Origin of the sequence: Aequorivita sp. KMM 9714, from assembly GCF_011065475.1 — a bacterium.
GTDB lineage: Bacteria > Bacteroidota > Bacteroidia > Flavobacteriales > Flavobacteriaceae > Aequorivita > Aequorivita sinensis.
The window spans coordinates 439,708-452,197 of sequence record NZ_JAAGRO010000001.1 but is presented as its reverse complement, the minus strand read 5'-3'; the positions used below and the strand labels follow the sequence as shown (position 1 = coordinate 452,197).

Annotated in this window: 15 protein-coding genes; 2 read left to right on the top strand and 13 right to left on the bottom strand. The window is 35.1% G+C overall.

Annotated features, from left to right (window positions below; translation table 11 throughout):
* Positions 1-36: 36 nt before the first annotated feature.
* From atpH to G3A46_RS02010, 8 genes are all read right to left on the bottom strand, one after another.
* Entirely contained in the window at positions 37-573 is a 537-nt protein-coding gene (atpH, locus tag G3A46_RS02045; protein ID WP_139854218.1) for an ATP synthase F1 subunit delta, read from the bottom strand.
* Positions 574-579: 6 nt separating this feature from the next.
* Positions 580-1,080, bottom strand: a complete 501-nt coding sequence (locus tag G3A46_RS02040; protein ID WP_139854217.1) for a F0F1 ATP synthase subunit B — start codon at positions 1,078-1,080, stop codon at positions 580-582.
* Between the two features lie 104 nt (positions 1,081-1,184).
* Positions 1,185-1,385, bottom strand: a complete 201-nt coding sequence (gene atpE, locus G3A46_RS02035) for an ATP synthase F0 subunit C (protein WP_179951766.1) — start codon at positions 1,383-1,385, stop codon at positions 1,185-1,187.
* Positions 1,386-1,434: 49 nt separating this feature from the next.
* On the bottom strand, positions 1,435-2,625 hold the full coding sequence (gene atpB / locus G3A46_RS02030; protein ID WP_165145580.1) for a F0F1 ATP synthase subunit A: 1,191 nt from the start codon (positions 2,623-2,625) through the stop codon (positions 1,435-1,437).
* A 92-nt stretch (positions 2,626-2,717) separates the two neighbouring features.
* On the bottom strand, positions 2,718-3,113 hold the full coding sequence (locus G3A46_RS02025; protein ID WP_165145577.1) for a DUF6168 family protein: 396 nt from the start codon (positions 3,111-3,113) through the stop codon (positions 2,718-2,720).
* Positions 3,114-3,323 (bottom strand): AtpZ/AtpI family protein, encoded by a 210-nt coding sequence (locus G3A46_RS02020; protein WP_139854214.1) that lies wholly within the window; start codon positions 3,321-3,323, stop codon positions 3,114-3,116.
* Between the two features lie 15 nt (positions 3,324-3,338).
* A complete protein-coding gene (locus G3A46_RS02015) occupies positions 3,339-3,809 on the bottom strand; it encodes a polymer-forming cytoskeletal protein (protein WP_165145574.1) in 471 nt (156 codons plus the stop codon).
* A 51-nt stretch (positions 3,810-3,860) separates the two neighbouring features.
* Positions 3,861-6,404, bottom strand: a complete 2,544-nt coding sequence (locus G3A46_RS02010) for a hypothetical protein (protein ID WP_165145571.1) — start codon at positions 6,402-6,404, stop codon at positions 3,861-3,863.
* A gap of 191 nt (positions 6,405-6,595) precedes the next feature.
* On the opposite strand from G3A46_RS02010, the gene G3A46_RS02005 reads away from it, so the two are divergent.
* Complete coding sequence (locus G3A46_RS02005; protein ID WP_165145568.1) at positions 6,596-7,636, top strand: ferredoxin--NADP reductase; 1,041 nt, start codon at positions 6,596-6,598, stop codon at positions 7,634-7,636.
* 412 nt (positions 7,637-8,048) lie between these two features.
* Here the strand turns inward: G3A46_RS02005 and G3A46_RS02000 are convergent, their stop codons facing one another.
* The 5 genes from G3A46_RS02000 to G3A46_RS01980 form a co-directional block, all read right to left on the bottom strand.
* Positions 8,049-8,582 (bottom strand): hypothetical protein, encoded by a 534-nt coding sequence (locus G3A46_RS02000; protein ID WP_165145565.1) that lies wholly within the window; start codon positions 8,580-8,582, stop codon positions 8,049-8,051.
* Complete coding sequence (locus G3A46_RS01995) at positions 8,572-8,883, bottom strand: hypothetical protein (RefSeq protein ID WP_165145562.1); 312 nt, start codon at positions 8,881-8,883, stop codon at positions 8,572-8,574. Before G3A46_RS01995 ends, G3A46_RS02000 begins: the two co-directional genes overlap by 11 nt.
* Positions 8,884-9,216: 333 nt before the next feature.
* A complete protein-coding gene (locus G3A46_RS01990; protein WP_165145559.1) occupies positions 9,217-10,254 on the bottom strand; it encodes a glycosyltransferase family 9 protein in 1,038 nt (345 codons plus the stop codon).
* Positions 10,255-10,308: 54 nt separating this feature from the next.
* Positions 10,309-10,917 carry a DUF4254 domain-containing protein gene (locus G3A46_RS01985; RefSeq protein ID WP_165145557.1) on the bottom strand — a complete coding sequence of 203 codons (609 nt, stop codon included), beginning with the start codon at positions 10,915-10,917 and terminating at the stop codon, positions 10,309-10,311.
* Between the two features lie 314 nt (positions 10,918-11,231).
* Complete coding sequence (locus G3A46_RS01980; RefSeq protein WP_165145555.1) at positions 11,232-12,185, bottom strand: DUF6427 family protein; 954 nt, start codon at positions 12,183-12,185, stop codon at positions 11,232-11,234.
* A 40-nt stretch (positions 12,186-12,225) separates the two neighbouring features.
* Between G3A46_RS01980 and G3A46_RS01975 the strand changes: the two genes are divergently transcribed.
* The gene (locus G3A46_RS01975; RefSeq protein WP_333907935.1) at positions 12,226-12,453 is read left to right on the top strand and encodes a uracil phosphoribosyltransferase; all 228 of its coding nucleotides are present in this window, start codon (positions 12,226-12,228) and stop codon (positions 12,451-12,453) included.
* Positions 12,454-12,490: the final 37 nt, after the last annotated feature.

Below are 12,490 nucleotides of genomic sequence, written 5' to 3'. Positions count from 1 at the left end.
AATGTGGCCTTAAAAACCTGCACCAGTAAATTTTAATTATATTGATTTTGAAAATTCTCTTTTTAAATTTCCTAATTGGTTTGAGATACTCGCGTTGTATTGAATATCGCCAACCTTAAGGATAAACCCACCAATTATTGCGGGATCAACCTCACTTTTAAGTGTTACTTTATCACTACCCGTTAACTCCTTTACTTTAGCCATTACATTAGCTTCAAGTTCAGACGTAAGTGGTACTGCTGTTATAACAGTTGCGGCTTTTACACCTTGATGGTCGTTATAAATATCTATATAGCTTTTTGCCACAGCTCTTAATAATGGTGCACGTTTATTATCCACCAATACATTAATTAGAGAGTGTGTAGCTTCTGATTGACCACTGAATATTTTTAGCAAAGCTTCCTTTTTATCGTTGGCTTTTATAACAGGACTTTGAAGTACTGTTTGCAATTCGCGACTGCCTTCAATGGTTTTATACACAGATTGCATATCGCCAAAAACAACAGCCTCGGTGTTGTTCTGGTTTGCCTTCTGCAAAATTGCTTTCGCGTATCGTATAGCTGCTCTGCTCATTGAATATTAGTTTAATTTTGCGTCACTTAACATTTCATTTACAAGCTTCATTTGCTTGCCATTGTCTGAAAGTTCGCTTTTTACTACTTTTTCAGCAATTTCTAAAGATAGTGTTGCTACGGTTGCTTTCATTTCAGCAATTGCAGCTTTTTTCTCACTCTCAATAGCTCCTTGAGCTTGAGTAATCATTTTATCTGCTTCTTCTTTAGCTTCTTCTTTAGCGTCAGAGATCATTTTTGTTTTAATCTCACGAGCTTCTTTTAGCATAGCTTCACGCTCTGTACGTGCCTCCTGTAACAATCTTTCATTGTCCGCCTGAAGGTTTGCCATTTCAAGTTTTGCTTTTTCAGCAGCATCTAATGCCCCTTGAATTCCTTCTTCTCTTTCATTTAATGAATTTAAGATAGGCTTCCAAGCAAATTTTACCATTAGTAAAATAAGCACTATTAATAAGACTGTTTGCATCATGAACAGCCCTGGAGAAAAATCGTTTAATAATGTTTCCATAATATTATTACCCTGGGGTAAAGATTTTTGTTATTAATTTTTTCTTTTAAAATTCACTTCCTGTAACCAACCGTTACAGGAAAGTGAACTTTGGTTTTTTTGGATTACTTTCCTAAGAAAAGTGCACCGAATGCTAAACCTTCTAAAAGTGCAGCAATAATAATCATCGCTGTTTGGATTTTGTTGGCAGCTTCTGGCTGACGTGCAATAGCTTCCATTGCGCTTCCACCAATCTTACCTAAACCAAGACCAGCACCAATTACGATAATACCAGCACCTACTAAATTTGGAATCATTGTTTCCATAAAAAAATGTATATAAATTAATTAAACAAAAAAATACGCTACTATACTACTATATAAAATTCTCTCTTATATCTTCTGCATCTGGAACTTCATTTCCATGTGCATCGTGCTCATGGTCGTGATCGTGTTCCGCAACAGCCATACCGATAAACAACGCTGAAAGCATAGTAAAGATATAAGCCTGTAAGAACGCTACTAAAAGCTCGATAACAGAGATGAATAATGACAAAACAAAAGATAATGCTGTTGAACCAACAGGAGTTAAATCTGCTTTTAAGTTTATCATAATCGCAATTAAACTCATAAGGATAATATGTCCTGCTGAAATGTTTGCGAACAAACGCACTAAAAGTGAGAATGGTTTAATAATTAATGTTCCAACCAATTCGATTACCGCTAAGATCGGACGAATTAAAATTGGCACACCTGGCATCCAGAAAATGTGACCCCAGAAATCCTTATTACCACTAAATACATAAATGATTAACGTTAACACAGCTAGTGCTGCAGTTACTGCTATCTGTCCTGTTACGTTAAATCCTAGTGGAGTTAATCCTATTAAGTTTAGAATCCAAATGAAAAAGAAAACAGTTAAAAGGTATCCTGTGAATTTTCTATATTTCTTTTCACCGATGTTTGGTCTAGCAATTTCGTCTCTTACATAAATAACCAACGGTTCTAGTACACGACCAAATCCTTTTGGAATACTTCTCTTTTTGTATTGTCTAGCCAATGATGAGAACCACCATAACATTAATAGACCTACTACTAAAATACCAAAAACACTTTTTGTAATAGATAGATCTAAAGGCTTTGAGGCATTTACCGGGTGATGCGCTTCGTCGAACACAAGCTCAGTTGCACCTTCCTCCAACTCGTAAATCTTACTGTGGTAGTTTACAAAACGGCTTCCATTTTTCTCTACAATCACCTTACCTTCAGAGTCGTGGTGAAATTCAGAAGACATAAATGTAGTAAAGCCATCGTTTCCGTAAACGATTACTGGAAGTGGAAATCCAACATGTACACGTTCACCTGCATCATTAGTATAAGATACTAAATGAAAACCATGTGAGTCTTTTAAGTGATGAAGAATATATTCTTCGATTTCACTCGGAGTACTTACTCTTCCGTCGTCTTGTTGGGCTTGTTCATTGCTCTGATTAGCAAAAACATTGATAGTCAACAAACAAGTAAGTAGTAATCCGAAAAATTTAATTGAATAAATTGATGTTTTCATTGCTTCTCTTGAAAAAATAATGCCTGTCTAATTCGGCGGCAAAAGTAGGGAATTTCTATTTAAAATACCCACAACAATTGCAAATTTATATTTTAGTTGTTTCTATTCAGAATTTTAACAATAATCAGAACCTCTAAAAAGAGAAACAGAAATATTGGAATTAACAAAGAAAGACTGTCTGTTTTTGACAACACTAATGATGAAAAAAGAATACTATTAAAGAATAGACAAAATAATCCAACTTTTATAGCCATTGCTGCTAAATACAAAAAGCCTAACTGATCTTTTAATTGCTGTGATTTCTGTGAAATAAATTCAAAAGAAGCACAAAGAATAAGCGTCGCTATACCTTGAAATAGGTAAATATTCCAAAGATTAAACGGGTGTTCTACATTAAAGTGGTTAAGAATAAAGTTGTGAATTGCATAACCTGCAACTAAAACCAATCCACATAATAAGGTGTAATGAAGTATTTTTTTCTGAAGCATTTACTTATTTAATTTATTTACACCTCTAATTACACTAAAAATAGACAAGAAAATTGCCAAGATAGTGATTGTAGGCTCTAAAAAGTTTAATTCGAAAGTGCTGTCTAGCCATTTACCTAATAGATTTCCAAGGAAAATGGTAAGCCCCATCTGAATCCCAATACCCGAAAGAGCAATCCATCTATTATTATTCTTGTTATCGGCAGACATAACTATAAGAGAGGGTTAGTCTGATTTTGGAAGAGCAGACGCTTCCTTAATTTTTTGTTGTTTGTTAAAAAGACGAGGCTGCGAATCTCCAGGTAACTTCGGAGCGTTTAGTCCAGCTTTTGGCGTACCGTCTTGCATAACACAAGATGCATTTAAAACCGCTCCTGGTTCAACAGATAGTTTTCCTACTACAATTTCACCTTCTACTAAGGCTGTAGATCGAAGCGTTAAGGTTCCTGAAACTTGAAGACTTCCTTCAAACTTTCCTTCTAAATCGGCATTTTCACAACTAAGTGTCCCTAAAATAACTCCTGTTTTACCTAAAACCACTTTTGAAGGTGTATGCACATTTCCTTCTATAGTACCATCAATTCTAAAAAAACCTGTTGAAGAGATATCTCCCTTTAGTTTTGTGCCTTCATTTATTCTGTTTTGAGCCGAACTTGGTTCAACATTATTTTTCTTGGCTTTTTTTTCTGAAAACATGGACTTAGGTTTTAATATTTATTATGCTATAGAATTTCAGGTTCTAATTAACTATTGTGCGGATGCTTCTTGCTTTAAGTAATCATCCAAGTTTTTATGAATTTGTACGATTTTATAATTATCGCTAGAAATTTCAAAATACGGGTGCTTCACCTTATACTCTTTATTTTCTTCTAATAATTCGGCAAAACCTTTGGCACCGCCTTTAGTGTTTAATCCGTGAACGATTACAAGTTTACTTTGCGGATTGTAGTAATCAATAGAAGCAGTCATATTAACATAACGGTGATTTTCTATCGCTTTATCTAACTTTTCTTTTAATTTTTCAGCAGCTTCGCCCTCAGTATTTTCAAACTTATAAACTAGCTTCCAAGATTTTGCATCTTCATCTTTTCCGAAGTTTTTAAATTCTAATTGCGGTAGCACACTGCTGTAAATCTGCTGAGCTTGTTTCCCTTCTGCTGTACTTGGGTAGTTAAGCGCAATAAAGTTTAAAGCTTTTTTATACACTTCAAAACCTTGCTGACGCCCAAGAGCTGTAGCTTTAAGTAATTCAAATTTTGGTACAATGTCATTTCCATTATACACCATCATATACTCGTCGCATTTTTCAATTACCTCAGCGTATTTTGCAGCTTCAAATTCTTTATACAATTGTTTGTATTTAAATTCTGGGCTAGATTCGTCTGTTGGTAATTGCGAATTTGGATTGCGTAATATTTCCGCATATCGCGTATCAGCATGATTTGTTAGAATATCATTCTTATACTTTTCAGCAGCTGAAGCATTATCTAGTTCTTCATAAATTTTAACCAAGTTATATTTAGAAGGAACCACTAACCTATCTTCAGGATTGTTGGTAAGCAATGTCTCTAATCTATTTGCTGCAAGGTTGTACTCCTTGAATTTCTCTTTATAAATAAGCCCTAATTGGTAGTAAGCAAAGTTTCTATCTTTTGCTAAACTATCGATTACCTTTTCATCGGTTGGGATTAAAGCAATATAGGTTTCTGGCTTAAACTTTTCGTTTTCAGAAATTGGAATAACCTCAGCTTCAATATCTTCATCAGAAATTAACGAAGAATTCTTACTAGAAAGTCTCCAGTTATCTTCAAGCTTTCTGTCACCCCAAATTTTTCTAAACTCTCCTTTTCCATAGGCTATAGTTGAAGTGTTGTAGAAATAGAAGGTGCTACCTTTGTTTGGACCGGCAGCTGTATTATCTTTTTTATAAAATTCGTTATTGGCAATTCTCTGTTCTGTTTTTACAGCTTCAATTGAATCTAGTCGAGCTTGTTCTTTTAAAGCAGTAGTATACGAAACGAAAAACGCTTCTTGCTCTGCTGGGCTCATTTTCACTAATCTCAACACACTGTCGTTTACCGCAGCGATGTCTTCATATTTAATTACATCGTCAAGATTTTCACGCTTTTTTGTAATTCTACGCCATTGACGACTATTTTGTTCTAGGAAAGTTAAGGTACTATCGTAATAAGCTCCTGCTTTTTTGTACTCGGCATCATCAAAATTAATTTCAGCCAAAGTTTGATAGTTTACTGCCTGTAGTACTCTATCCTGATTAAACGCCTGAATCGATTTGTTGTAATACTCTACTGCTCTTTCGATGCTATCGCTATTGCGGTAATAATCTCCAAATTGATTATAGATTTTGTCTAAGAACGGACGGTTTTCACGGTTTTCTGCTAGGTCGTTTAAAAGTGTTAAGAATGCAGTACGGTCTCCACTTTCGTAATCAAAATTCTTTCCTTTTTCAAGGTATGCGTTAATCATATAAACGCGAGAAGTTTTACGATTCATTGCAATCACCTCATCGAAAGCCATATTTGCGCTATCTTTTTCTTGCAAACGGTTGTAAAGCTGACCTTTTATAAAAGTGTATCTTCCTTTTAGCTCGTTATCCTGAACGTTATCTACAGCCATCTTCATATACTCTAGCGCTGGCTCTAATGAATCAAGATTGATAAATGCTTGTGCCATCATTGCAGCACCATCTGCTAATTCTTCTTCATTAAGATCGTCATCTCGGAACATTCTTTTTAGGTTCTCGATTGCATACTCTTCGTTTTTTAAACGAATATTTGTTTTTGCCTTCCATACTTTAGCAATATTTATGCTGTTACTAGTAGGATAACGGTCTAATATAAAGTTGAAAGCATCTAGTGCAGGAACAAAACGTCCGTCGTAGTAACGTGCTTTTCCTAAAAGAATATAAGCCTCATCTATCTGTGGGTTATGCTCACGGCCATCGATATACATCGAGTGTTTTTGGATTGCCTTTGCAGCTTTTTCTTCTGCTCTATTAAAGTCGCCACTGTTATTTTTCCCTGGCGCCTTCGTTTCAGCTTCTTTAATTTCGATACGTTCTACCGGTAAGATCTCCCAAAAGTTATCGCGATAACCTGCTGCAAGTCTGTTCTTACCATCGGTAAACGCTAAATCTCCATTGTACAAGGTGTTGAACTCAGCAGTTACCGCGTGAACATTACGGTTTATAAAAGTGTTCTTTTTACGTGAACAAGCTGCAAAAAATATTACAGCTAGAGTGAATAATGTAATTTTATAAGTGCCCTTCAAAATGATTTCAGTTTTTATGGTATTCTAACTTAAAAGGTTCTTTTTTAGTATGTAGAATCGCTAAAGAGCGGTAAAAATACGTTTCTTTTTATTATCTGCTTAATGAAACCCTGAAAAAATACATCACTTTAAAGTGGTTGAAACTTTATTTAACTGATATCATTTGTACTTTTGCAAAAAAAATTACGATTATGAGCGAATTTCATGCGCTTACCGTTTCTGAGGTAAAAAAAGAAACTCCAAATTCAGTTTCAATTAGTTTTCAAATTCCAGATAATTTGAAAGGTACATTTTCTTTTAAAGCTGGACAATATATTACAATCAAATACCTAGCCGATGGCAAAGAGATACGCCGCGCTTATTCCATATGTTCTTCCCCAAAAAGTGGAACACTAAAGGTTGGGGTTAAAAAAGTTGAAAACGGACTATTTTCACAATATGCAAATTCAGTTTTAAAAGCTGGCGACACTTTGCAAGTAATGCCACCAACAGGTAAATTTACTTTGGAGCCAAATATTAAAAACTATGTTGCTTTTGCTGCTGGAAGTGGGATAACCCCAGTGTTATCGCTTATAAAATCTACTATGGAAGAAATGCCTCAAAGCACTTTCTTACTTATTTATGGCAATAAAACCGTAGAAGAAACAATGTTTTACGATGAAATAGTAGTGCTTAAAGACCAATATCCGGATAGATTTTATGTTGAATTTGTTTTCAGTAGAAAAGAAGAAGAAGGTGCTAGATTTGGAAGAATAGACCGATCTATCACAAATTATTTCTTGAAAAATAAATATGGGGAAGATATACACGAAGCCTATTATTTGTGTGGTCCTGAAGAAATGATTGACGAGGTTTCGGCTACATTGAAACACAACGGAGTAAATTCAAAACAAATCCACCACGAACTGTTTTCAACTGCAGAAAAAGGACTTTTAGTAGAAGCACACGACGGTAATACTAGCGTGGTAGTTATGCTTGATGATGAGGAAGAAACCTTTGTTATGCCACAAACGAAATCTATTCTTGAAGCGGCATTAGACGAAGGCTTAGATCCCCCATATTCTTGTCAAGGAGGAATTTGCAGTACCTGTATCGCTCGCTTAAAAGAAGGAAAAGCCGAAATGCGTAAAAATCAAATCCTTACCGATTCTGAAATTGCAGAAGGTTTAATCTTAACTTGCCAAGCACACCCTACAACAGCTAAGATTGTTGTAGATTATGATGATGTTTAAAGCTTGAAATCCCAAATTTTGAAATCCCAAATTCCAAAAAAAAGCAAGAAGATAGGGCTAAAGACTTTATTTTTTAAAATCAAAAGATCACTGAAACTTAAATCTTCATCAAGTTTTAAAAAATGGATTCCAAAAGGGGAGAGTTCGTAGTTGTTTTTCTCTTCCTCGCTTGCATTTTTCTACTTTGAAAACCAGGATAATGGATGGCTTAGCTTCTGCCCATCGAGGGTTTCGATACATATTTTTGAGTCTGTAAACCAAAGTCTTTTAATTTCTATATTATTTTCTAAAGTTTTCATTATTAAAAGAAAAATCTAAGACCGAAAACGATAAATGAGGTCGGCATACCTATTTGCTTTAGTGCAAGTTAGTGAATTTATTCAAAAATATCTTTTCATTGATGTAATTAAAGTTATTCCAGCACCTCAAATTCAATCCTGCTGTCTGCGTTGGCTCCGACGATATTGGTCTCAATTCTATATCTATTGCAATCTTCACCTATAATATCAATAAATTCCGCGGTAATAAAATTATAATTCCCAACACGATTAAGCGTCATTTTTAATTCAAACTCGTATCTGTCGGTTTCCGGATTGTAAGGCATGTTAAACCAATTTGATATCCTTCCCTGAGAACCTGTAAGAAACTCTAAACCATTGCCCTCATACAGTCTATTATTGCTTACCAATAAGGCATTTTGTAGCCCAGTAACCTCCAAAAGGTTTACATTGGGCTCGGCAAAATAGGGCGATATATTCGCTATGCTCGTTTTAAGGGTAATTACATCACCCTTGTTATAAGTATCTTGGAGGGGCTCCAAAATTATAAGATCCGGAACTCTTGCAAAAGTTGCCATATCATCGCAGAATTCCCTTGGGGGATCACAACCTAAAATAAAGCCTGTCAATACTATGGCTACAACAACACTAATATTTTTAGTACCCATAGCTCGTGAATAATTCATTGATTTTAACAGCAGTGGCAGCACTTCCAGAACTCGTCCCTATTAAACTGTTTTTCAAAGCGGCAGCAGAGTTAATGCTGCCCGTAAGCTTGCTGAAAATTGGCTGTAGACTCGTGCCCTGAAATGGTGAATTTGGCAAATAATTATTGTAATATGCAAAAGCGGAATCCATTGTTGCAACCGAATAAGCATTGGTCCTTTGGCCGCCAAGAACAATTTGTTTTTGTTCAAACCATTCTTCATTTTCAGTACCTCTTTGGGCCGCTGAGGAAGCGCTCTTCATCGGTGTTAAGGTTTCATTTTTGAATTCCTCTCTTTCGCAACTGCTAAAGAAGAGAGAGAGAGAGAGAGAATAAGTGTAGGTGTTAAAAATCTGTTTTTCATGGGTCAAAAAATATATTTCGTTTAAGCAGGCGAATTAAGCACAAAAAAAGACACAAATATTTTTTTAATTGTTAAATTTTAATAACCTCATTTTTTCCAAGAATTGAATTGTAATAAAGTGTGACAAAATTCCCTGCCTGAAAGCCTCAACTACTGTCAAAAAATCATTGCACAGTGAAGAAATGCACAAGCCGAAGTAAAGGAACCATTCGTGGAATTTAAATAAAATAAGCTATTCCAGTACCTCAACAATTTTAATGACAACAGTTTGCGGTGCAATAGTATTTATTGCATCTTCATACCCTTTCGGAAATTTATTTCCATAAATAGAAGTTGGAATTAAAGGAAATTTTTCTCGGTCAGCAAGTAATTGATTGCTTTCTGGCTGGCCAAAAGGTACAAAACCAGCATACGGATGTGTAACGCCCCAAAGCGTAATTACTGGAATGCCATACATTGCCGCCAAATGACCATTACCACTGTCCATAGAAAGCATTAAGTCTAAATTTGAAATTAGAGCTAACTCTTCTTCAAAGCTTAATTTTCCAGCTACGTTGGTTACATTAGCGAAAGGATTTTCAAGCTTTTTAAGTTGCTCAATTTCCTTCTTTCCTCCGCCAAAAAGAAAGATACGGTATTTATTGGTTTCATCTAGCTCTTGAATAACTTCAGTCATCAAGTTTAAAGGATACATTTTTCCGTCGTGAGCCGCGAAAGGTGCAATGCCAATCAGTTTTTTTTGCTCTACCCCAATTAAGCCGTTGAGCTTAGGGGTTAGTTGCTTTTTAGGTGGCGCTACAAACTGACTTAAATCTAACGGAAAACCAAGTTTTTCAAAAACATCGGCATAACGTTGATGCGTTGTTTTTAATTGCGAAATACTTTTCCCTTTAGCGTTAACCAATGCTTTTTTCTCTGCTCTACCCTTATCAATCTTAACCGATTTAATCCATTTAAAAATCAGATACTTAGTGATTATTTTGGAGCGTATTACATTGTGTAAATCTGCCACAACCTCAACCCCATTGACTTTTGCTTTTTTAGCAAGCTTAATTAATCCCAAGTTTTTATGTTCGCCGTAAACATCTGCCTCAAGAAAATCTAAATTTGGTATCCCCTCAAAAAAAGGCTTAAAATGCGGTCGTGATGCTACTGTAAGTTTTATATCGGGATAGGTTTGACTGAAAACCCGAAGGACAGGCACCGTCATAGCTACATCGCCCATTGCAGATAGGCGAATAACTAATATATGTTTTGGGTTTTTAGCCATGGGAATAAAGAAACCCTAACAAGTTATTAAAACCTATTAGGGCTGATTGTTAAATTATTTCTTTCCGCGAAGAACTGGATTTAGTTCATCGTCGTTGTACATTTTCATTTGTTTGTACACTTTCATATACTTTCTACCATGAGCAATATCGTCTAGCAATTGGTTAATTGCAGTGCTTAAATCCACACGCTGCTCCAACAGCACATTCAATTTTGCTTTACAAGCCATTTGATGTTCTTGTGATGCATCTTCACGCTCAGCTTCTTCATTCATATGGTAAACTTTCAATGCTAAAATTGAAAGACGATCGACACCCCAAGCAGGACTTTCGGTGTTAATAGTAGCATCGTCGTTTACCTTTACGTCTTTATACTTCTCTAAAAAATAGCTGTCGATATATTCAACCATATCGGTTCTATCCTGATTAGAAGCATCTATCTGACGCTTTAATTTAAGCGCAGCAACAGGATCGATATTTGGATCGCGGATGATGTCTTCATAATGCCATTGAACAGTGTCTATCCAACATTTGCGATATAATAAATGTTCCAGTAACTGACTGTCTTTATCGTAAGGATTACTGAAAGGTTGATTTACAGTGTTTACTTCGTGGTATTTATTTATAACTTCTGCGAAGATTTTATTGGCTTTGTCTGAAAACATATTTTTTTATTTATCTAAGGTTTTTCGAACCTTGTAGGTTTATTATTGTTGCTTAACTTAATTATTACCTAAAAGGCTTTAAAGACCTTGCAGGATAGTGCTAAAAACGCTGCCAGAGTACAGATTAATATCTTCGACTAAGCTCAGACACCGAGCTTATTGGGCGGAGCCGATATGGATACCATCACAGGTTTTTACTTAAAATACAAATGTATCAAATTTTGCCTTAGGATTTAGAAAATGATGTTTAGCTTCCTATCTTGTTATGACGAATAAACGAATATCACTTTCAGTATTTATTGTACATCTGGCTATTATAAAAACATAAATACGAAGGGTAATAAAACAACCATCCAAAGCAGGGTTTCCTTAAATCTATATTCGATAACGTCTTCTTTCACAAAACCTTTTGCACCAAAATTTTCGATATAATTAGCTGCTATTATAGAGAGTGGAGCCATTATAAATAAAACTTCAGCTCCTGTTTTTTCTGGACCTAAAAGTGCTACCACAATACTCACCATACTCACGTAAAACAGCAACAGATAATTCGGTTTACTTTTAGAGGGTATACTCGCAATTTTAGCTGTTCTAGAAATCCCTGCCCATATATAGAAAGCTAGTAATACCGTTACTGGTACTAATATAGATGCCGAATTGTAATTTGAAAAGTCTAAGCTTATTTCATCCCTCCAGCTAAAAAACCAAGCAAATGAATCGTTTGCTAGCAATTGATAGGTAGTATTCAAAATTACGACTGCAAGAAAGCCAATAAAAGGAATCAGCATTTGCTTATAATTGGTGTTTGGTTTTTGGATAATCGCTATATACAAAGGAACAATAAACAGAAGACTCCAAAAGTAGTACAGGGATGCTGCTGTAATCCAAAAACTTGAGTCTAGAATTTTCTTTTCAGAATTAGTATCACTTCGAAGACTCATTATTCTGCGTAATGCTAATAGGATAAACAAATTTGCAAGGAGTATTTCGTGATTAAGAAAAACAACAGGAAGCATCACCATAAAGCACGAGAAAAACAAAATTGCGAAAGTGTTGTTTTTTGTGAGGTGATTTTTTCGGATGATAAAATCAAACAATAGCAAACTAAACACACTTAATGCTATAAATAAGGAATGCTTAAATAGCGAAGTAGAGCTTAAGTCTATATTCGACCCAGAAAATAAACCCAATAAATATCCAAATACAATAAACACAGAGAGTATTAAATAGTTTATAGGATTAGATTTCCCGAAAAAGCTTGTTAACATAGGGTTTTTTTATATTTTTGCTTTCTAAAAGTTTAAAGATATGGCCTTGAAAGATATTTGGGAAGGAATTGCTTCCTTTTTTGAAACCGTTTTATTGAATCCACTAGATGGTATGCGTGACTTTGAATTACAAACTTGGTGGGGCGCTAATATTATGTCTTGGATATTTCTTGCAATTGGTTCGGTAGCTTTTGTATACTGGTTACTTCAATTGAAAAAATACGACGAAAATACTGAAGACACACATACTTACGAGGAAACAGTATAATTGAGGTTTATTTTTAATCCAATATTCTTAGAGATAT

What these genes read in the sequence shown, in the direction of transcription:
- atpH (WP_139854218.1), bottom strand. Translation starts at nt 573, where the DNA reads ATGAGCAGAGCAGCTATACGATACGCGAAAGCAATTTTGCAGAAGGCA.
- G3A46_RS02040 (WP_139854217.1), bottom strand. Translation starts at nt 1,080, where the DNA reads ATGGAAACATTATTAAACGATTTTTCTCCAGGGCTGTTCATGATGCAA.
- atpE (WP_179951766.1), bottom strand. Translation starts at nt 1,385, where the DNA reads ATGGAAACAATGATTCCAAATTTAGTAGGTGCTGGTATTATCGTAATT.
- atpB (WP_165145580.1), bottom strand. Translation starts at nt 2,625, where the DNA reads ATGAAAACATCAATTTATTCAATTAAATTTTTCGGATTACTACTTACT.
- G3A46_RS02025 (WP_165145577.1), bottom strand. Translation starts at nt 3,113, where the DNA reads ATGCTTCAGAAAAAAATACTTCATTACACCTTATTATGTGGATTGGTT.
- G3A46_RS02020 (WP_139854214.1), bottom strand. Translation starts at nt 3,323, where the DNA reads ATGTCTGCCGATAACAAGAATAATAATAGATGGATTGCTCTTTCGGGT.
- G3A46_RS02015 (WP_165145574.1), bottom strand. Translation starts at nt 3,809, where the DNA reads ATGTTTTCAGAAAAAAAAGCCAAGAAAAATAATGTTGAACCAAGTTCG.
- G3A46_RS02005 (WP_165145568.1), top strand. Translation starts at nt 6,596, where the DNA reads ATGAGCGAATTTCATGCGCTTACCGTTTCTGAGGTAAAAAAAGAAACT.
- G3A46_RS02000 (WP_165145565.1), bottom strand. Translation starts at nt 8,582, where the DNA reads ATGGGTACTAAAAATATTAGTGTTGTTGTAGCCATAGTATTGACAGGC.
- G3A46_RS01995 (WP_165145562.1), bottom strand. Translation starts at nt 8,883, where the DNA reads ATGAAGAGCGCTTCCTCAGCGGCCCAAAGAGGTACTGAAAATGAAGAA.
- G3A46_RS01990 (WP_165145559.1), bottom strand. Translation starts at nt 10,254, where the DNA reads ATGGCTAAAAACCCAAAACATATATTAGTTATTCGCCTATCTGCAATG.
- G3A46_RS01985 (WP_165145557.1), bottom strand. Translation starts at nt 10,917, where the DNA reads ATGTTTTCAGACAAAGCCAATAAAATCTTCGCAGAAGTTATAAATAAA.
- G3A46_RS01980 (WP_165145555.1), bottom strand. Translation starts at nt 12,185, where the DNA reads ATGTTAACAAGCTTTTTCGGGAAATCTAATCCTATAAACTATTTAATA.
- G3A46_RS01975 (WP_333907935.1), top strand. Translation starts at nt 12,226, where the DNA reads ATGGCCTTGAAAGATATTTGGGAAGGAATTGCTTCCTTTTTTGAAACC.